This is a genomic window from Achromobacter sp. ISS7 (assembly GCF_056523125.1).
The window spans coordinates 1,652,178-1,671,782 of sequence record NZ_JAWRZD010000001.1; the positions used below are offsets into that span (position 1 = coordinate 1,652,178).

Sequence of the window (19,605 nt, forward strand, 5' to 3'; positions counted from 1 at the left end):
GCGCCTCGAACCGCGCCAATCCGGGTGGTCAAAAAATGACCAGCCCCGGTAATTGCGCCGTAACGGCCAGCAGCCGTGCGCCCGTGAGTTTCTTATCCACAGAAACTGTGGATAAGAAAGCCGCCTGACAGTTTGTTCAGGGGGTCGGCGCCGCGGGGGTCATTGCGGCGGCGTCGCCGCGTCCGTCAGGTATTCCACCGGCACGCCTTGCGGCACCCTGCGCACGCGATCGCGTTCGATGCGCGGCGGCGCGAAGCGGGTCTTGCGGGCCGCGGCGTTCTGCAGCAGCACCGACAGCACCGCGCCCTTGTCCTGGATCCATTGGGCCTTGCCGCGCAGCAGCTTCATCGCGTTCTCGGCGGTTCCCAACTTGTAGGACATGGAGTTGATCTGGACCGAGGTCTTGCCGTTGAAAGCGGACTCGTCCTGTTCGGTGAGCGCCGCGGCGTCGAGGTTGCTGCTTTCGTGGTCGATGCGGTAGATGAATTTGAGGCCGCTGAACGGATCCTGCACCACGACGAGCTTGTCAGAACCCGAGACGTCCGACAGCATGCCGATGACCAATGATTCAACCAGCTGGTTGCCCCGTTGTTCTTCGGTGTAGATGAAGATGGTGCGCTGGTTGTGCCCGAGCGGCGAGGGCGGGGCGAGGGGAGAACGATCCATACCTGACTTGAAAGAGGCGGGGCGGGTGGAAACTTGCCCCGCGGTACTGCGTTAACGGCGTCGCGTCGCGTGAACTTGAGCGCCGGCCTTGATGTAGACAAAGAACAAAACCCCGCCCGGACTACGGCGCGCGCCGCAGGCGAGCCAGCAGGCGCGCTTTGGCGGCGGGCCAATCCTCGTCGAGGATGGCGAAATAGACCATGTCGCGGGTGCGTCCGGACTGCGCGATGAGGTGCTTGCGGAACACTCCTTCCTCGACGCCGCCGATACGGAGGATGGCCTGCCGGGATTGCAGGTTGGTCACTTCCGTCTTGAACACGACCCGCATGATACCAATTGTTTCAAAGGCGTGCTGCAATAAAAGATATTTGGCTTCGGTGTTGGCGCCGCTGCGCTGGCTGGCGGGGGAGAGCCAGGTGGCGCCGATCTCCAGGCGCTTGTGCGGCAGGGCGATATCCATATAACGCGTGGTGCCGATGACCTGGCCGTCGGCGCGCCGCACGATCGCGAACGGCAGGCAGGCGCCGGCGGCCTGGCCGGCCAGCGCGCGTTCGACATAGCGGCGCATGTCGTCGGCCGATTCGACCGGTTCGGGTTGCAGCCGCCACAGCTCGGGGTGCAGCCCGACCTCGGCCAGCGCGGCGGCGTGCGCCAGGGTCAGGGGTTCGAGCCGGACGATCTCGCCTTCCAGGGTGACGGGCGGCAGACAGGCGGGGGAAGACATGGGAGACTCCGCGGACGCGTCGCGGTCGGGCGTCCGCCGTCATGGCGGCGTCCCGGACGCCCAGCGATTCTACGCCCGCCATCGGCGGCTTGCCGAAGCCCGCGGCCGGGCGCAGAATGCGGCGCATGAAAACAGACGTGGTTGTCCTGGGCGCAGGCATCATCGGGGTGAGCACCGCGCTGCACCTGCAGGCGCGCGGCCGCTCGGTGGTCCTGCTGGACCGACGCGGTCCCGGCGAGGAAACCAGCTACGGCAATGCCGGGCTGATCGAGCGCGCCAGCGTCATTCCCTACGCCTTTCCGCGCGACTGGCGCAGCCTGCTGCGCTATGCCGGCAACCGCACGCCCGACGTCCGCTACCACGCGCGCTTCCTGCCGCGCATCGCGCCTTGGCTGCTGCGCTATTGGTGGCATTCGGCGCCGTCGCGGCTGGCGCGCGCCGCGGCCGCCATGCTGCCGCTGATCGAGCGCAGCGTGGCCGAGCACGATGCGCTCAAGGACGCCGCCGGCATCGGCGCGCTGTTCCGTCGCAACGGCTGGATCGATGGCATGCGCAGCCAGCAGAGCCTGGACCGCGCCGCGGCCGAGGCCGCCGCGCTGGCGCACTACGGACTCGACTACCAGGTGCTGGACCGCCAGGCCCTGTCGGCGCTGGAGCCGTCGTTGTCGCCGCGCATGGTGGGCGCGATCCACTGGCGCGACCCGGTCAACGTGTCGGATCCGGGCGCGGTGGCGCGCGGCTACGCGGCGCTGTTCCAGCAACGCGGCGGCCTGCTGGCGCGCGGCGATGCGCGCAGCCTGGAAGCGGTGCCGGGCGGCTGGCGCGTGCGCGGCGTGACCGGGCCGGTCGAGGCGCGCGAGGTGGCGGTGGCGCTGGGGCCGTGGTCGCCCGATGTGCTGCGGCCGCTGGGGTATCGCGTGCCCATGGCGGTCAAGCGCGGCTATCACCAGCATTTCGCATTGGAGGGCGGGGCCGCGCTGTCGCATCCGGTGGCCGATATCGACAGCGGCTTCGTGATGTCGCCCATGACGCTGGGCCTGCGCCTGACCACGGGCGCCGAATTCGCGCCGCGCGACGCGCCGCCGTCGCCGGTGCAGGTGGCGCGCACGCGGGCGCTGGCGGCGCAGTTGCTGCCGTTGGGCGAGGCGGTGGAGAAAACGCCATGGATGGGCTGCCGGCCGTGCATGCCGGACATGCGCCCGGTGATCGGCGCGGCGCCGCGGCATCCGGGCCTGTGGCTGGCCTTCGGCCACGCGCATCACGGCTTCACGCTGGGGCCGGTGACCGGCAAGTTGCTGGCCTGCCTGATGACGGGACAGGCGCCGGACATGGATCCGGCGCCGTACGCATTGAACCGCTAGGCCCGCGCGCGGCGCGGGTATCCGATGCGGCATCGCGGTCCGCGCGGCGCCATGCCGCGTGAACCTGGGCGGGTGTCAGCCGCCGCTCTTGGCGCGGCGCTGGCGCACCGCGTCGGCCAGCAGGTCCAGCACCGGCAGGGTCTGGGTCCAGCCCAGGCAGGCGTCGGTGATCGACACGCCATGGCGCAGCGGCTGGCCGGGCTTGAGGTCCTGGCGGCCTTCCTCGAGATGGCTCTCGATCATCACGCCGGTGATGCGGCTGTCGCCTTGCGACAGTTGGGCGGCGATGTCGCGGGCCACGTCGACCTGGCGCAGGTGCGACTTGTTGGAGTTGGCGTGCGAGCAGTCGATCATGACCTGTTCGCGCTGGCCGGCGGCGCGCAGCACGGCGCAACAGGCGTCGACGCTGGCCGCGTCGTAGTTCGGCCCTTTCTTGCCGCCGCGCAGGATGACGTGGGTGTCTTCGTTGCCGCGGGTCTCGAAGATGGCGGCCATGCCCATCTTGGTCATGCCCATGAAGGCGTGCTTGGCGCTGGCGGCGACGATGGCGTCGGCCGCGATCTGCACGCCGCCGTCGGTGCCGTTCTTGAAGCCGAGCGGGCAGCTCAGGCCGGAGCTGAGCTGGCGGTGGCTGGGGCTTTCGGTGGTGCGCGCGCCGATGGCGCCCCAGGCGATCAGGTCGGCGATGTACTGCGGGCTGAGCAGGTCGAGGAACTCGGTGGCGATCGGCAGGCCCAGGCCGCTGATGTCCAGCAGCAGTTCACGGGCGCGGCGCAGGCCTTCGTTGATGCGGAAGCTGCCGTCCAGGCGCGGATCGTTGATGTAGCCCTTCCAGCCGACGGTGGTGCGGGGCTTCTCGAAATACACGCGCATCACGATCAGCAGGTCATCACGGTACTGGTCGGCGGCCGAACGCAGCTGGCGCGCGTATTCCATGGCCTGGCCGTGATCGTGGATCGAGCAGGGGCCGACCACCAGCACCAGGCGGTCGTCGCGGCCATGCAGCACGTCGGCGATGCGGGCGCGGCTGTCCTCGACCAGCGACTGGATCTCGGCCGAGACTGGCAGCTCGTCTTGCAGCAGGGCGGGCGAGATCAGCGGGCGCACGGCGCTGATGCGGGTGTCGTCCGTGCGGGTGTTGTCCTGGGTGGCGTCGGCCGTGCCGACCTCGCGGTCGTGCAGGGGATCGTCAATGCGGGTCAAGGGAAGCTCCGTGCCGTAGATGCGGGGAAAGACCACCATTATCGCACCGGCGGGCGTCGTCCGTCCGGGCTATGTCCCCGTGCGCCCTAGGACGATCGATGGCGGCCGGGTGGCAAATGGCCCTAGGCCGTCCTCGGTGGCGCTACAGTCGGGGAAGATGCCTTAGCATTGACCCAACGCGTTCCCGCGACCGCGCCCCGGCCTGGCGGCCCACGCCAGGATCACCGCATGCCGATACGCCCGAGGACATGACCGATGCCCAAATCCGACGCCGGCGCCTCTCGACGGATTCTCCTGGTGGAAGACCACCCGGTGGAACGGGCGTATCTGCAGAACATGCTGCTGGCCCTGGGGTACCGGCGCGTGGCCGGGGTCGGCAGCAGCGCCGAGGCCATCGGCGCCCTGGCGCGCCAGGCCTACGACGTGGTGATCAGCGACATCGTCATGGGCGAGGGCGACGGCACCCGCCTGCCCAACGAATTGCGCCAGCTGGTCGACGGCGGCCGGCTCAAGAGCATGCCGCCCATCGTCTGGATCAGCAGCCTGGCCGACGAACTGCTGCAATCGCACGTGCGGCTGGCGCTGCAGGCCGGCTGCCCATCGTCGCAGGCGCTGGCCAAGCCGGTGACGCGCACCGCCATGCAGCATGCCATCAAGGCGGCGCTGCACAGCCTGGACGACGACACCGCCTCGCCGCGCCGGACCGCGGTGCGGCGCGAGGTGATCGAGGCGGAACTGGGCCGCGCGCTGAACTCCGGCGACGGCATGAGCGTCGTGCTGCAGCCCCAGGTCGATCTGACGACCGGCCGGGCGGTGGCGGCCGAGGCGCTGTCGCGCTGGGACCATCCGACGTTGGGCGCCATTCCCGCGGTGGACTTCGTGCCCGCGGCGCATCGCCTGGGGCTGGACCGGACGCTGTTCAACCGCGTCGCCGATTGCGTGGTCGAGGTGCTGGTGACGATGCACGCGGAAGGCATCGCCGTGCCGATCGCGATCAACGCGTCGGCCTCGACCCTGTGCGCCCCGGGGCTGCCGGACGGCCTGGAGCAGCGGGTGACGCAGGCCGGGCTGCCGGCGCGGCTGGTCAAGGTGGAGCTGACGGAAGACGAGCCGGTGACCGACTGGCTGGCCCTGTCGTCGGCCCTGAACCTGCTGCGGGTGCGCGGCTTCGAGCTGGCGATGGACGATTTCGGCGCGGGCATCGCGTCGATGCGGCTGTTCTCGGCCATGCCATTCACGGAACTGAAGATCGACCGCGACTTCATCGTCCACATGCACCGCGAGCCGGCCTCGCGCGCCGTGGTGGCGGCGGCCATCGAGATGGGACGGGCGCTGGGACGGCGAGTGGTCGCCGAAGGGGTCGAGCAGGAGCGCGACATCCTGCTGCTGCGCGAACTGGGGTGCACGCTGGCGCAGGGCTATGGCATTTCGATGCCGCTGGCCCCGGCCGATTTCATCGCGTTCTGCCGCCGGCAATGAGGCCGGCCGGAGGCAGAACGCGATCGTCGCTCAGAGACCGGCCACGTCGATGTCGCCCGGATAGTCGACCGAGAACTTGAGCACGGCGTCGCGCGACTTGCCCGGCTCCATTTCCCAGTTCCACACCAGCACGCCGTCGTCCTCGCGCTTGATGTCGCGCTCGGCCGGCGACAGCAGCTTGACCTCGATCTTCTCGTTGCGCGAGATCGGCAGGCGGTCCTTGAAGTTGACCTGTTCCTTGGTGGCCTTGTTGTTCTTGACGGTGATCTTGTACTCGTAGGTCACGCGCTTGCCGTTGCCCGAGAACCCGGTGCTTTCGGTGAATCGGTTGACCAGCTGGCGCTTGATCGAGATGCCGTCGTCGGCGCCCAGGGCCAGCTCGACCTTCTCGCCGGGCATCACCGGCTTCATCGACGAGGCGGCCACGAAGGCGTCGTCCAGGAAGGTGTTGAGCGTGCCCGCCAGGAACGGGTATTCGGTGTTGTTGTTGGCCAGCGCGGTCAGGAACGCGGCCTCGCGCAGCGCCGGGGTGGACTGGTATTGCAACGTGGCCGGCAGCTTGGCGGAGGCGATGGCGACGCGCTGCGTGCTGTTGTCGGACGGCAGCGTGGCGGGCGTGCGGATCTGGAACGAGGCGCTGGTGGCCTCGGACTGGACCTCGGCGGTCGAGACCTTGGCTTCTTCCAGGACGGGCGCCATGTCGCCAGCGGCCATCTCGGCGTAGGCCGCCTTGGGGCTTTGGCGGGCCCGCGGCTCGGGGCGCATGGCCGGCGCCGCGGCGGCCACCGGGGCCGGCATCGGCGGAGGCGGCGCCGCCACGTCGATGATCCACGGATTGAGCTTGGGCGCGCCGCCGCCCAGCGCCGGGCGGGCGGTCGACAGGGTCAGCTTGACGTTGTTCCAGTCTTCGCCGGTGTTCTGGCGGATCACGCCGAAGTAGCCGAGATCGACGCTGCGGTCGGCCGGGCGCAGGCGCGCGTCGTAGGACGGCGTCCAGCGCGCGCCGGCCACGGCATAGGACACGTTCAGGTCGAGCTTGCCGGCGCGCGCCAGGTTGACGCGCAGCGTGACGGTCTTGGTGCGGCGGTTGAGCTGGCCCTGCAACTGGCCCAGCTCGCCTTGCGCGGCGGACAACTGGCGTTCCAGGTCGTCGCGCTGCTCGGCGACGCGGCGCAGGCCGGCGAGCGTGCGGCTGAGCGTGTCGGCGCTGAGCGCCTGGATCGCCTTGAGCTCGTCCAGCGTCGGCCGCGGACCGTCCTTGGCCGGTTCGGTGGCGCCGCGCTGCATCATCGCCACCAGCTCGCGCTGGTTGTCCAGCACCGCCGCCTCGTCGTCCAGGGCGGCCTGCTGGCCTTCGATCTTGCGGATCTGGTCTTCGAGCTGCTTGACGCGCTCATTGGCGGTATCGGCCTGGAAGGCATCGCGCACCCGCACGTCCAGCAGGGTGGCCTGGCCGGAGCTCTTGGCCGACACCTGCAGCGAATTCTCCTGCAGGCTGGCGGGCAGTTTTTCCAGGACCAGCTCGTGCTCGCCGGCCGGCAGGTCGCTGCTGGCGGCGCGGGTGACGACGGCGCGGTCCTGGTAGACCGTCACCGCGCCGATGGAGGAGGCCAGCCCGGCCGCCGCGGCCAGACCGGGAAGCGTGGCGATGGCCACGGCCAGAAGAGTACGTTGCACGTGTGCACCTATAGGCAGGTTGCGCCGGCCGGCCTTCCGGTGACGGAGGCCGCAGCGGCGATAGCGCGACAATTTACAGGGCGCGGCGGGCCACGGGTTTACAGAAGATGACAAACGCGACAGGGCGATACCGCCCCGTTTTCAGGCGGGCGCGGACGGCTCCGGATGCGCCAGCCGCCGCAGCATCTCGACCGCGTTGCGGGCGGCGATGGAACGGTCGTGGCGGCGGTAGGCCATGTCCAGCAGGGCGTGCGGCGCGTCCCCCTTGATCGGCCGGTACTCGATGCCCTGGGCGCCCATGTGGCGCATGGCGGCGGGCACGATCGAGATGCCGACGCCGGCCGCCACCAGGCTGACGATCGAGGCCATCTGCGGCGCCTCCTGGATGACCCGCGGCGTGAAGCCGGCGCGCAGGCAGGCGTTCTGGATCGCGTCATACAGGCCGGCGCCGATGGGGCGGGGATAGAGCACGAAATCCTGGTCGGCCAGCGCGGCGATCGGCACGCTGCGCTTGCGGCTGAGCGGGTGGTCGGGCGGCAGGGCGATCAGCATGGGTTCGTCCAGCACGCGCTCGGCCTCGAATTCCGGATCCAGCACGTACGGCGGCCGCACGAAGGCCACGTCCACGGCATTTTCGCGCAGGCCGCGCAGCAGGCTGACGGTATTGCTTTCGGTGAGGCTGATGCGCACGTCCGGATAGCGGTCGCGGAAGGCGCGGATGGCGCGCGGCAGGTAAGGATGGAACACCGCCGAGGCGGTGAAGCCCACCGTGATGGCGCCGTGCTCGCCGCGGCCCAGGCGGCGCGCGGTGTCGATGGCGCGGTCGGCACCGGCCAGGATGGCGCGGGCGTCTTCCAGGAACTGCGCGCCGGCCTCGGTCAGTTCGACCCCGCGCGGCAGGCGCAGGAACAGCGCGGTGCCGATCTCGCGCTCGAGCTGCTGGATCTGCTGGCTCAGCGGCGGCTGGCCGATGCCGAGCCGGGCGGCGGCGCGGGTGAAGTGCAGTTCTTCCGCGACCACGGTGAAATAGCGCAGGTGCCTCAGTTCCATCGTTTTAAAATATAGCGAGTGCTGGTTTCATATATTGGACATATGCAGGGGAAAAGTCTACCTTGATCGCACGGGCCATTGCCCGATGTTTTCGAGAATTCCGATGTCCACCGCCTCAACTGTTCCCCCATCTTCCCCCGCCGCGCCCCAGGCCGAGTACCTGGCGCGCGGCACCCCGGCCTTGCGGCGCGCCCAATGGGCGCTGTTCGCGGCGGGCTTTTCCACGTTCTCCCTGCTGTATTGCGTGCAGCCGCTGATGCCGCTGTTCACGCAGGCCTTCGGCGTGTCGCCGGCCCAGAGCAGCCTGGTGCTGTCGCTCTGTACCGGCCTGCTGGCCGTGGCGATCTTCTTGGTGGGGCTGTTTTCGCAGGCGCTGCCGCGCAAGCGCATCATGGCGTTGTCGCTGTTCGCCTCGGCCGTGCTGGGCACGGCGGCGGCGGTGGCGCCCGACTGGCACAGCCTGCTGGTGCTGCGCGCGTTGCAGGGCGTGGCGATGGGCGGGGTGCCGGCCGTGGCCATGGCCTATCTGGCCGAAGAGGTCGAACCCGACACGCTCGGTTTCGTCATGGGGCTGTACATCAGCGGCAGCGCCTTCGGCGGCCTGTCCGGACGCGTGATCACGGGCCTGGTGTCCGATCATTTCGGCTGGCGCGCGGCGCTGGGCACGCTGGGCCTGCTGGGCATCGTCGCGGCGCTGCTGTTCATCTGGCTGCTGCCGGCCTCGCGCCGTTTCACGCCGCAGCGCTCGCGCGGCTGGGCCGGCGTGGCCGGCGACGTGCGCGACGGCATCGGCGCGCACCTGCGCAACGGTCCGCTGTGCGCCCTGTTCGCCATGGGCGGGCTGCTGATGGGCGCCTTCGTCACCGTCTACAACTATGTCGGCTTCCGCCTGCTGGCGCCGCCGTTCTCGCTGAGCCAGACCTTCATCGGCTTCATCTTCGTGGTGTACCTGGTCGGCATCTTCGCGTCGACCTACTTCGGCCGCCTGGCCGACCGCCACGGCCGCGGCGCGATGCTGGCGGCGGCCACCGGCATCGCGCTGACGGGCCTGCTGCTGACGCTGTCGGACGCGCTGGCGGTGCTGATCGCCGGCATCGTGGTGTTCACCTTCGGCTTCTTCGCCGCGCACGCGGTGGCCAGCGGCTGGGTTGGCCAGATGTCGCGCGGCTACAAGGCGCTGGCGGCCGCGCTGTACCTGCTGGTGTACTACGTCGGTTCCAGCGTGCTGGGCTCGCTGGGCGGGCACTTCTGGACGGACGGCGGCTGGCCCGGCGTGGCGGCCATGGCCGGCAGCCTGCTGACGGTGGCGCTGGCCATCAGCGCGGCGCTCTACTGGCGCACGGCCCGCGTGCCGTCCGCCTCCGCGGTGGAGCGGGGCGCCTCATGAGCCTCCCGGAGGTGCATCCGGAGGGCGTGCCTGTTCTCTTTGGCGTGCGGCGTCGGTAACTAGGCCGGGGTGCGGACCGGGGGCGCCTGGGCGGGCGCCTCGGCCGGGGCGTCGGCGGCCAGGGTGGCCTGCATGCCGTGGCTGAGCGTCGCCAGCAGCAGGTGCGGCTCCAGGTTCAGCTGGGCCAGCACCACGCTGCTCCTGGCCAGCCGGGCCAGGTCCTCGTGCCGCAGGCCCGCCAGCCACTGGCAGGCTCGTTCCGATATCTGCATGCCCGCCATCGCCGGCAGGTTGCCGGTGCGGGCCATCCGCTGCAACAGCAGCAGATACATCAGATTGGTTTCGTGGATATCGCGCAGAAGTTCGGTTGATCGCGGCATCGGGTGCCCCTCACTTCATTGAATCCGCGACCCGGCGGTTGCACGGGCCAGGAACAGGCAAGGCGCGAAGCGTCCTGTGTGGGCGTCTAGTCAAGCCCGCGAAGGCTTGCGTGCCGATATGGTTTGTCGATCATATTTAAGCGATCAGGGGCCGTCAGTAATGGATTTCCCTGTACTCGGAATTGACATATCCACATTCAGTGAAACAGACGCATTCTCATTTATAATGCCCAGCACGTTGGACGGCGCGTCACCCGCGTCCGCCTGTAGTCCGCCATCCCGAGAGGCCCACGATGACCCTAGCATTCCAGGAGCCCAATTCGCTGCAGCGCGAACACGCGGCGCTGCTCGCCGCCTATGGCCAGGCGCAGGGCCGCTGCAGCCGCCTGCTCAGCGCCCAGGCGCAGCGCATCCTGCACCTGGAAGGCGAGGTCCTCAAGCTGCGGGCCGCGGTGATCCAGCGCGACACCGCGCTGGCCTGGGCGCGCGAAGACCGCGCCGCGCTCGAGGGCGCGATTCCGGGACTGCCCAGGCGGGTGGCGCTGGCCCGGCGCGTGGCGCAACTGATGGAACGGGTGCAGAGCCTGATGCGCGAACGCCTGGCCTGGCAGGACCGGGCCGCCGCGGCGCGCGCGCGTCCGCTGGACACCGCCGCCGAGCCCGCCGTGGCGCCCGCGGTGATCGCCGCGACGGCGCTGCGCGAGAAATCCGTGCTGTGCGTGGGCGAGGACGCCATGGCCCTGATGCTGACGCGCAAGGTGGTGGAAATGGCCGGTGGCCGCTACCTGGGCCACTGCGGCGGTGAAAGCGCCGACGGCGATACGCTGGAAGCCAGCCTGGTCGCCGCAGACCTGGTGATTTGCCAGACCGGCTGCGTCAGCCATGGCGCCTACTGGCGCGTCAAGGACCACTGCACCCGCACTGGCAAGCAATGCGTGCTGGTCGACAAGCCCGAGGCGCTCACGGCGCTGGGGTTGGCGCGCGAAAGCGCGGATCTGCCGCGCTGAACCGGCGCCGGTCTTCGCCCGCCGTCAAAGGGACGCGGGCACGGACTGTGCGTGCCAGAGCCGGGCGTATTCGCCGCCGGCCGCCAGCAGGGCGTAATGCCGCGTTACCTAGGGTTTCGGCTGACGCGCCGTGCACGCACTACAGTCGGGAAAGCCTGTCGGGAGAACCCATGCTGACCCAGCGAGACCGCGTATCCCATCCCTGGACCGACACGCTCGCGCGTCTGGAAGACGAGCGCGTGATGTTGCAACGCATTGCCGCGGGCGTGCCCCTGGCCGAGGTGCTGGGCCATATGCTGCACGCCATCGAGGCGCAGTCGAGCGTCGAGTTGCGCGCCTCCATCGCGCTGGTCGACGAGTCCGGCCGCCTGCTGGTGCACGGCGCCGCGCCCAGCCTGCCGGCGGCGTTCAATGCCGCGGTCGACCGCGCGCCGATCGGGCCGCAGATGGCCTCGTGGGGCATGGCGGCGCATTCCGGCTGCCCCGTGTACGTGGAGGACATCGCCAGCCACCCGGCCTGGGCGGCGTGGCGCGAGCTGGCCCTGGAACATGGCCTGCGCGCCTGCTGGTCGACCCCGATCAAGGCGCCCGACGGGCATCTGCTGGGCGTCTTCTCCAACTACTACGCCATGCCGCGCTCGCCGTCGGCGCATGACATCGACGCGATCGCGGTGGTGACGCGCAGCGCCGCGCTGGCGATCGAGCGGCACCTGACGGCCGCCGCGCTGCGCCGCAGCGGCGAACGCTGGCGCGCCATGTTCGAGGGCATGCAGGAGGCCTTCTTCCTGAGCGAGGCGCTGCGCGACGCGCAGGGCCGCATCGTCGATTTCCGCTTCATCGAGGTCAACCCCGCGTTCGAACGGCAGAGCGGCATGAAGGAGGGCGACACGCTCGGCCACACGCTGCGCGAGATGATTCCCGGCGTGCCCGGCCAGATCATGGACGCGTTCGCCCAGGTGGTCGAGACCGGCGAACCGGCGCAGTTCGAGTTCGCCGTGCCGGCGCCGCGGCAGGCCTGGTACGAGGCGCGGGCGCGGCGCGAGGGCGAGAACCAGATGATGGCGCTGTTCCTGGACGTCACCGCGCGCAAGACCGCCGAGGCGGAATTGTGGGAGGGGCAGCATCGCAAGAATTTCGTGCTGGCGCTGGGCGACCGCATGCGCGAGCAGCAGCAGCAGGCGGCGATCGAGCAACTGGCCTGCGAGAGCCTGGGCCAGCATCTGGCGCTGGGCCTGGTGGCGCTGGTGGATTGGGAGGGCGAGGGCGCCGAGCCGCGGGTGTCGACCTGCTGGCGGCCGCAGCCGGGACGGGATGGCTGCGCGGGCCTGGAGCTGGCGTTCGACGACGCTTTCCTCGAGGCCCTGCGCAACGGCCGCACGGCCTTCCTGGAGCCGTTGCTGGCGCAGCCCAACGGCGACATCATGCCGTCCGTCATCGTGGTGCCGACGGGCCGCTGGGGGCGGCCGGGCGGCGCGCTGGTGGTGCGACCGGCGGCCGGCACCCGGCTCAAGCGCGGCGACGTGGCCTGCATCGAGGACGTGGCCGAGCGCCTCTGCTCCGCGGTCGAGCGGTCACAGTACGCGCGCATGCTGGAGCAGCGCGTCGAGCACGCCATCGCCGAGCGCGACCGCATCTGGCGCCTGTCGCCCGAGCTGCTGGCGGTGGTCGACGGGCAGGGGCGCTACGCCAGCGTCAGCCCCGCCGTGCGCCCGATCCTCGGCTGGACCCAGGAGCAATTCCTGGCGATGGACCTGCGCGAGCTGATCCATCCGGATGACTACGCGGCCACCCGCGAGGCGCTGGCGCAGGCGCGCCATCCCGAAACGGCCCAGGGCGCACGGCACCTGGAGAACCGCATGCGCAAGCGGGATGGCGGCTACGCCTGGATCACCTGGAGCATGTCGTGGGCGCTGGACAGCCTCTACATGGCCGGCCGCGACGATACCGACCTGAAGTCGCAGGCCGAGACGCTGCTGGAGACCGAGCACGCGCTGCGCCAGGCGCAGAAGATGGAGGCGGTGGGCCGCCTCACCGGCGGCATCGCCCATGATTTCAACAACATGCTGCAGGGGATCACCGGCGCGCTCTACCTGATCCAGCGCAAGCTGGCGAGCGGCGTGCCGGAGCAGGCGGGGCGCTTCGTGACCGTGGCGATGGATTCGGCCAACCGCGCCGCCCACCTGACGCAGCGGCTGCTGACGTTCTCGCGGCGCCAGCCGATCGATCCGCAGCCGTTCTCCGTCACCACGACCCTGCAATCGATGGCCGACCTGTTCCGGCGCTACACCGGCGAGGGCGTGTCGCTGGCGTTCGAGCTCGATGCGGATCTGTGGCCAGTGCGCTGCGACCGCAACCAGTTCGAGAACGCGCTGCTCAACCTGGTGATCAATGCCCGCGACGCCATGCCGGACGGCGGGCCGTTGACGGTGTCCGCGGCCAACACTTATCTGGACCCGGCGTTCCTGAGACCCTTTCCGGGGGCGCAGGCGGGCGAGTTCGTGGAGGTGGGGGTGACGGATGTGGGCTGCGGCATGACGCCCGACGTATTGGCGCACGCTTTCGATCCCTTCTTCACCACCAAGCCGCTGGGAGAAGGCACCGGCCTGGGCCTGTCGATGATCTATGGGTTCGCCAAGCAGGCGGGCGGCGTCGTGACGCTGGAAAGCCAGGTGGGGGCGGGCACGTCGGTGCGGATCTTCCTGCCCCGGCACCAGGGCACGACGGCCGATGCGGCAGCGCCGATAGCGCTGGCGCGCGAAGCCGCCAAGCGCGACCGCCAGGCGATCATCGTATTGGTGGAAGACGACGCGAACGTGCGCGAGATGGTCTGCGAATGCCTGGTTGAACGGGGCATGCGGGTGCTGACCGCCAACGATGGCGATGCCGGACTGGAGCGGGTGCGCGTCACGGGTCATATCGACCTGCTGGTGACCGACGTCGGCCTGCCTGGCCTGAACGGCCGTCAACTGGCCGACGCGGCGCGCGCCTTGCATCCGGGGCTCAAGGTGTTGCTGATGACCGGCTATGCGGAAGGCGCCGCGCGCGGGTCCGGTTTCCTGGACCGGGGCATGGAGCTGATCGTCAAGCCCTTCGCGCTGGATGCGCTGACGGCGCGGGTGCAGCGCATGCTCGAGTCAACCGAGGCCGGCCAGGCCGGCGATTGGGCCGGCGGCGCCGAATGAGCGGGAACGCGTGATGGGTGAGTGACGGGTTTGCAGCGGACGGTAAAAAGTGCCGATCCGGCGCCGCCACGGCACCGGGGCGCTGCGCGGGGCCGGCCTGGGCATACGAATTGCTGGATGGGACAGGCAACCTGAAAAAAGGAGTGATCCCATGAAGATTCGTGCCATGACCTATGCCATCGTTGTCGCCGCCAGCCTGGGCGGAGCCGGCGCCGCCTGGGCCCAATCCGCCAGTCCGACCACGCCGTCCACGGCGCCGAACGACGGCTCGGCGGTGCCGCCGAACCGGCCGGTCCCTCCGGGCCAGGCCGCGCCCGCGCCCAATGCGGCGCCCAACACGACGTCCACCCCGCCCAATCTGGACAAGAACGCGGCGACGCCGAACGACAAGCGCAGCGGTGAAATGCCCCGGCGCCATCCGGAGGCCAACGACAACGTGCCGCGCACGCCGGCCGCCGGCGCCACGCCCGCGCCGGGATATCCCAACACGGGCGGCAGCAAGTAAGTCGTGAGAGGGGCGCGACGCCCAGCGCGTCGCGCCTGTTCGCGCGAAGCTCGGTGTTTGAACTCAGTGGTTCAATGTTCGCGGCGCAATTCAGCCGGCGGCAACCGCAGCTGGCCGCGGTATTTCGAGACCGTGCGGCGGGCCAGCACAATACCGTTGGTGGCCAGTTGCTGGGCCAGGGCCACGTCCGACAGCGGCATGGCCGGATCCTCGGCCTCGATCAATTCCTTGATGAGCGCGCGCACCGCCGCGGCCGAGCAGGTGCCGCCGGAATCCGTGGGCAGCTCGCGTGAAAAGAAATGGCGGAATTCGAACACGCCGCGCGGCGTGACCATGTACTTGCTGGTCGTGGCGCGCGAGACCGTGGATTCGTGCATGTCCAGGTCGTCGGCGACCTCCTTGAGCATCAGCGGACGCAGCGCCACTTCCCCATACTCGAAGAAAGTCTGCTGGCGCTTGACGATGGCTTCGGCCACGCGCTGGATGGTGGTGTAACGCTGTTCCACGTTGCGCACCAGCCAGCGCGCCTCCTGCAGTTCCTGCGCCATGGGGCTGCGGTCATCGAGGCGCGCGCGGCGGAACAGGTCGGCATACACCTGATGCAGCCGCGCCTGGGGCATGGCGCTTCGATTGGGCACCACGCGCCAGCGCGAACGCCATTTGTCGACGAACACGTCGGGCACGACGTAGGCCGGCGCCTGGGCGTCGTAGCGCCGGCCCGGCTTGGGATCGAGGCTGCGGATCAGGGCGCAGGCATCGCGCACGTCGTCGTCGGTGCAGTTGAAGGCGCGCCGCAAGCTGGCGGCGTCGTTCTTGGCGAGCCGATCGATCTGCTCGCGCACGATGCGCAGCGCCAGCGCGCGCAGCGGCGGATTGATGCCGAGCGCCGCCTCCAATTGCAGCGCCAGGCATTCCTGCAGGTCGCGCGCGCCCAGTCCCGGCGCGTCCAGTTGCTGCACCAGACGCAGCGCGGTCAGCCACTCCTGTTCCTCGGGCGGGGGCGTGAAGTCGGGGCTGAGGCTGCCGCACAGGTCGGCGGGCGGGGTGCGCAGGTAGCCGTCTTCGTCCAGCGAGTCGATGATGAATTCGGCCAGCAGCCTGTCACGTGGTTCGAGCCGGTAGTTGCCCAGTTCCAGCGAGAGCTTTTCGCGCATCGAGACCGGCGCGCTGGCCCATTGGCCGAGATCGTGGTCTTCGCCGTCGCCGCGCGGGGCCGTGGGATAGTCTCCCGCATATTCCGGCGTGGCGGGCGGCTCGGCCGGCTGCTCGCTGGCGGTGTCGGAGGCCGTCGGGCCGGAGTCGGATGGCGCCGCGGCCGGCGCAGCCGACTCGACGGCCTCGGCCGGACCCGCCGTTTGCTCGTCGGCTTCTTCGAGGAAAGGATTGCTTGCCAGCGCCAACTCGACCGCGGTGGTGAATTCGAGCGCCGACATCTGCAGCAGCTTGACCGACTGCTGCAGCCGGGGCGCCAGGGTCATCTGTTGGCGCAGGCGCAATTCTTGCATCGGGTGTCCCAAGGAATTCTCCCGCCAGGTTGCCGCCGGAGCGGCGGCATATCCTGTAGGTCATGCAAAGATCGTGCCAACCCGCCGAGCGGGCGACGGACGGCCGCGCGGATGTCGCGGCATCGACCAGGATTACAAGGGGACGGTAAATATTGCCTGGGCGGCTCGAACCGCCGGCCATGCGGCGGGGTCAGGCGGCGGTCGGACCGCCGGCGTCTTTTTCGTAGACGTCGAGGCGGTTGTAGAGGGTCTTCAGGCTGACGCCCAGGGTCTCGGCCGTGAGGCGCTTGTCGCCGCCATGGTGCGCCAGCGTGGCGAGAATGAAGTCGCGTTGCGCGTTGCCCAGTTCGGTGCCGACCGGCACGTTCAGCGCGCCATCCTTGAACTCGGCATGTGGGGCGGCGCGAGGTCGGGGCAGGTCGATGTCCAGTTGCTCGTCGCCCAGGATGTACGCGCGTTGCACCGCATTTCGCAGTTCGCGCACATTGCCTGGCCAGTCGTGGCGGGCGACCGCCTGCAGCATGCGTGGCGCGAACGCCTTGCGGGTGTTGTGCCGTGCGTTCAGTTCCGCCAGGAATTCACGCGCCAGGATCACCGCGTCACCCTCGCGCTCGCGCAATGGCGGCACCCGCAGCGGAATCACCAGCAGGCGGTGCAGGAAATCCTGCCGCAGCCGGCCGTCGGCCACGGACGCCGCGGGGTCGCGGTTGCTGGCGCAGAGGATGCGGGCATTGGCGCGCAGCAGGTCGGAGCCGCCCACCCGTTGATAGGTGCCGGTTTCCAGTACGCGCAGGAAATGCACCTGCATGTCGACCGGCATCTCGGTCACTTCGTCCAGGAACAGGGTGCCGCCGCTGGCCGATTCGAAGTAACCGGCATTCTGCGAGACCGCGCCGGTGAAGCTGCCTTTTTCGTGACCGAATAATTCCGCATGCGCCAGCGACCCGCTGATGGCGCCGCAATTGACGGCGACAAAGGGCTGGTCGCGGCGCGCGCTGGCCGCGTGAATCGCCTGCGCCACCACTTCCTTGCCGGCGCCGCTTTCGCCCACGATGAAGACGCTGGCATCGGTTTCGGCAGCCAGGCGCACCTGGGTGGCCAGCTTCTGCATGACGGGGGACAGGCTGGAGACATTCATCGTGATGCCATGGTAGAGGTTGACCCGGTATGGGGATGCGACCAGTTGCAAGTAATCGAAAATGTTGGTGGATTCTGACGAATAGTTGCTTCAAGCCGCTGCGACTTGGCTATGCTCGGAAGTGGTCCGCCAGCGCAGGCGCCATTGCCCGCGCCCAGGCTCCAGGAGATGCCATGCCCCACTTGCTGATCGTCGACGATGACGATGCCATCCGCGAAACCCTGGCCGAACTCGGCCGGGACAACGGCTTCACGGTAGCGCTGGCCGCCAGCGTGAAGGACGCGTTGATCCAGCTCGAGCGCCAGGCGCCCGATCTGGTGTTGACGGATGTGCGCCTGCCGGGCGGCAGCGGCATGGATATCTTCAAGAATGTGGCCACGGCCAGCGCCGAGGTCGTGGTGATGACCGGCCACGGCACGGTCGACAATGCGGTCCAGGCCTTGCGCCTGGGCGCCACCGATTACCTGGTCAAGCCGATCTGCATGGAGCGCCTGAACGGCATCCTGATGCGCATCATGGCGAATGCCGGCGGCGAACTGCCGGGCACGCCGTTCGAGGAACCGGGACGTTTCGGCAAGCTGTATGGCGCGTCGGCGCCGATGCGCGAACTGTATCGCCAGATCGGCCGGGTCGCGCCCACCGATGTGACGGTATTGCTGGTCGGAGAGAGCGGCACCGGCAAGGAGTTGGTCGCGCACGCGGTGCACGAACTGAGCGCCCGCCGCCAGCGCCCCTTCGTCGCGGTCAATTGCGGGGCCATTTCGCCGAACCTCATCGAGAGCGAGATGTTCGGCCATGAACGCGGCAGCTTCACCGGCGCCGACCGCCAGCACAAGGGTTATTTCGAGCGGGCCGACGGCGGCACGCTGTTCCTGGACGAAGTGACCGAGATGCCGCTCGACCTGCAGGTCAAGCTGCTGCGGGTGCTCGAGACGGGGCAGTTCATGCGGGTCGGCACCCACCGCGAAATTGCCTGCGATATCCGCATCGTTGCCGCGACCAACCGCAATCCCGAGCAGGCGGTGCAGGAAGGCAAGCTGCGGGAAGACCTGTATTACCGCTTGAATGTCTTTCCGCTGGAGCTGCCCGCGCTGCGCGAGCGGGGCGACGACATCCTGTTCCTGGCCGACCGCTTCCTGCAGGCGCAGGTCGAAGAGAGCGGCCGGGCCAAGACGTTCTCGCCGCGGGCGGCCGCGGCGCTGGCGCAGTATGAATGGCCGGGCAACGTGCGCGAGCTGAAGAATTTCGTGCGTCGCGCCTTCATCATGGCCGAAGGCGACCAATTGGAGGCGGACATGCTGACGCCGCAAGTGTCGCCGGGCGGCGATGTCCGTGGCGGACAGGTCAGCGTGCCGGTGGGCGAGACGCTGGCCGAAGCCGACCGCCGCCTGATCCTTGCAACGCTGGAGCGCTGCAAGGGGGTGAAGAAACAGGCGGCAGCCGTGCTCGGCATCAGCCCCAAGACCTTGTACAACCGGCTCGAGGAATATGCGGCGGCCGGCTATGCGCTGCCGGGAGAGCAGCCGGGAAATTCGCATTGACGTCCGCCTCCCGCGCTTACTTGCCGTAGCGCGTCTTCAGGTCGGCCATGCACGCATCCTTGGCGTTGCCGGACATGGCGTCGCATTTTTCCTTGCCCACCTTGTAGTCGGCGTCGTTGCGCACCTTGGCCGCGTCATGGTTGGCCTCGGCCTTTTCCTTGCCGGCCTTGGCGTCCGCCTTGGCCTTGTCGCGGGTGGCTTCGGCCTGCTTCTGGCAGACGTCCTTCTGGTTGCCCTTCATGGCGTCGCACTGCTTCTTGTCCATCTTGTATTGATTGTCGATCTGTTCGCTGCTGCGCACCGGCGTGGTCTGCGCGGACGCGGGCAAGGCCAGGGCCGACAGGCACAGGGCCGCTGCCGGAACGAGCGTCATGGACAGGCGGATCTTGGACAGATTCATGGATGACTCCTTGGCGTGAGGGTGGCCGGGGATGGCCGCCCGTTGACGGTGAGCAATTGGCGTGCCCGCGTGTGCCGGGCATGCCGCTTGCTTGCCGTCCTGCGTCATCGCTTCAGGAGGATCGCCATGAACAGCAACGACAGCACCCCGCGCAATGCGGGCCCGCGGCGGCCGCGGCCGGCCGAGGACGCCGGCGCCAAGGACGAAGGCAAGGCAAACACCGCGCAGAGCGATGCCGAGGCGGCACAACGCAGTGGCCAATTCGGCGCTGACCGGCCCGACCGCGCCCAGGCGCCGACACCGCGGCGCGGGGCGGACGAACAGCCACATCCGCAAGGGCCCGAATACGAGGAGGGCGGTCGCTATCCCGGCACGCGCGAGCCGGGAGGCGGGCGCTGAC

General features: G+C 69.3%; 17 protein-coding genes. 8 read left to right on the top strand and 9 right to left on the bottom strand.

The genetic code is table 11. From position 1 onward, the window contains the following. Positions 1–159: 159 nt before the first annotated feature. Together AC1HFW_RS07655 and AC1HFW_RS07660 are read right to left on the bottom strand one after the other, a co-directional pair. The gene (locus AC1HFW_RS07655) at positions 160–666 is read right to left on the bottom strand and encodes a hypothetical protein (RefSeq protein WP_006394853.1); all 507 of its coding nucleotides are present in this window, start codon (positions 664–666) and stop codon (positions 160–162) included. A gap of 121 nt (positions 667–787) precedes the next feature. Next, positions 788–1,390, bottom strand: a complete 603-nt coding sequence (locus AC1HFW_RS07660; RefSeq protein ID WP_479282532.1) for a GNAT family N-acetyltransferase — start codon at positions 1,388–1,390, stop codon at positions 788–790. A gap of 125 nt (positions 1,391–1,515) precedes the next feature. On the opposite strand from AC1HFW_RS07660, the gene AC1HFW_RS07665 reads away from it, so the two are divergent. Next, positions 1,516–2,751 (top strand): NAD(P)/FAD-dependent oxidoreductase, encoded by a 1,236-nt coding sequence (locus AC1HFW_RS07665; RefSeq protein ID WP_479282534.1) that lies wholly within the window; start codon positions 1,516–1,518, stop codon positions 2,749–2,751. Between the two features lie 75 nt (positions 2,752–2,826). Here AC1HFW_RS07665 and AC1HFW_RS07670 read toward each other — a convergent pair whose 3' ends face one another. Then, positions 2,827–3,954, bottom strand: a complete 1,128-nt coding sequence (locus AC1HFW_RS07670; RefSeq protein WP_006394856.1) for a 3-deoxy-7-phosphoheptulonate synthase — start codon at positions 3,952–3,954, stop codon at positions 2,827–2,829. Positions 3,955–4,209: 255 nt separating this feature from the next. On the opposite strand from AC1HFW_RS07670, the gene AC1HFW_RS07675 reads away from it, so the two are divergent. After that, positions 4,210–5,433: an EAL domain-containing response regulator gene (locus AC1HFW_RS07675; protein WP_035360366.1), complete on the top strand. Its 1,224-nt coding sequence runs from the start codon at positions 4,210–4,212 to the stop codon at positions 5,431–5,433. Positions 5,434–5,463: 30 nt separating this feature from the next. Here AC1HFW_RS07675 and AC1HFW_RS07680 read toward each other — a convergent pair whose 3' ends face one another. Beyond that, on the bottom strand, positions 5,464–7,110 hold the full coding sequence (locus tag AC1HFW_RS07680) for a mucoidy inhibitor MuiA family protein (RefSeq protein ID WP_479282537.1): 1,647 nt from the start codon (positions 7,108–7,110) through the stop codon (positions 5,464–5,466). A 141-nt stretch (positions 7,111–7,251) separates the two neighbouring features. Continuing rightward, positions 7,252–8,160, bottom strand: a complete 909-nt coding sequence (locus tag AC1HFW_RS07685) for a LysR family transcriptional regulator (protein ID WP_061071322.1) — start codon at positions 8,158–8,160, stop codon at positions 7,252–7,254. Between the two features lie 103 nt (positions 8,161–8,263). Between AC1HFW_RS07685 and AC1HFW_RS07690 the strand changes: the two genes are divergently transcribed. Further along, on the top strand, positions 8,264–9,547 hold the full coding sequence (locus tag AC1HFW_RS07690) for an MFS transporter (RefSeq protein WP_479282539.1): 1,284 nt from the start codon (positions 8,264–8,266) through the stop codon (positions 9,545–9,547). Positions 9,548–9,606: 59 nt separating this feature from the next. Here AC1HFW_RS07690 and AC1HFW_RS07695 read toward each other — a convergent pair whose 3' ends face one another. Further along, positions 9,607–9,927 carry a flagellar transcriptional regulator FlhD gene (locus AC1HFW_RS07695; protein WP_479282541.1) on the bottom strand — a complete coding sequence of 107 codons (321 nt, stop codon included), beginning with the start codon at positions 9,925–9,927 and terminating at the stop codon, positions 9,607–9,609. Positions 9,928–10,220: 293 nt separating this feature from the next. Between AC1HFW_RS07695 and AC1HFW_RS07700 the strand changes: the two genes are divergently transcribed. The 3 genes from AC1HFW_RS07700 to AC1HFW_RS07710 all read left to right on the top strand — a co-directional run bounded on the left by AC1HFW_RS07700 (position 10,221) and on the right by AC1HFW_RS07710 (position 14,621). After that, positions 10,221–10,934 (top strand): DUF2325 domain-containing protein, encoded by a 714-nt coding sequence (locus tag AC1HFW_RS07700; RefSeq protein ID WP_479282543.1) that lies wholly within the window; start codon positions 10,221–10,223, stop codon positions 10,932–10,934. Positions 10,935–11,104: 170 nt separating this feature from the next. Continuing rightward, positions 11,105–14,116 carry a PAS domain S-box protein gene (locus tag AC1HFW_RS07705; RefSeq protein ID WP_479282545.1) on the top strand — a complete coding sequence of 1,004 codons (3,012 nt, stop codon included), beginning with the start codon at positions 11,105–11,107 and terminating at the stop codon, positions 14,114–14,116. Between the two features lie 151 nt (positions 14,117–14,267). Then, complete coding sequence (locus AC1HFW_RS07710; protein WP_006394870.1) at positions 14,268–14,621, top strand: hypothetical protein; 354 nt, start codon at positions 14,268–14,270, stop codon at positions 14,619–14,621. A 71-nt stretch (positions 14,622–14,692) separates the two neighbouring features. On the opposite strand, the gene AC1HFW_RS07715 is transcribed toward AC1HFW_RS07710, so the two are convergent. Further along, positions 14,693–16,126: an RNA polymerase factor sigma-54 gene (locus AC1HFW_RS07715; RefSeq protein ID WP_241072982.1), complete on the bottom strand. Its 1,434-nt coding sequence runs from the start codon at positions 16,124–16,126 to the stop codon at positions 14,693–14,695. A 190-nt stretch (positions 16,127–16,316) separates the two neighbouring features. Continuing rightward, on the bottom strand, positions 16,317–17,237 hold the full coding sequence (locus AC1HFW_RS07720; RefSeq protein ID WP_479286475.1) for a sigma 54-interacting transcriptional regulator: 921 nt from the start codon (positions 17,235–17,237) through the stop codon (positions 16,317–16,319). 200 nt (positions 17,238–17,437) lie between these two features. On the opposite strand from AC1HFW_RS07720, the gene AC1HFW_RS07725 reads away from it, so the two are divergent. Further along, a complete protein-coding gene (locus AC1HFW_RS07725) occupies positions 17,438–18,805 on the top strand; it encodes a sigma-54-dependent transcriptional regulator (protein WP_479282547.1) in 1,368 nt (455 codons plus the stop codon). Between the two features lie 16 nt (positions 18,806–18,821). Here the strand turns inward: AC1HFW_RS07725 and AC1HFW_RS07730 are convergent, their stop codons facing one another. Next, complete coding sequence (locus AC1HFW_RS07730; protein WP_241072984.1) at positions 18,822–19,205, bottom strand: hypothetical protein; 384 nt, start codon at positions 19,203–19,205, stop codon at positions 18,822–18,824. Positions 19,206–19,331: 126 nt separating this feature from the next. Here AC1HFW_RS07730 and AC1HFW_RS07735 point away from each other — a divergent pair, with 126 nt between their 5' ends. Beyond that, the gene (locus AC1HFW_RS07735) at positions 19,332–19,604 is read left to right on the top strand and encodes a hypothetical protein (protein ID WP_241069921.1); all 273 of its coding nucleotides are present in this window, start codon (positions 19,332–19,334) and stop codon (positions 19,602–19,604) included. Position 19,605: the final 1 nt, after the last annotated feature.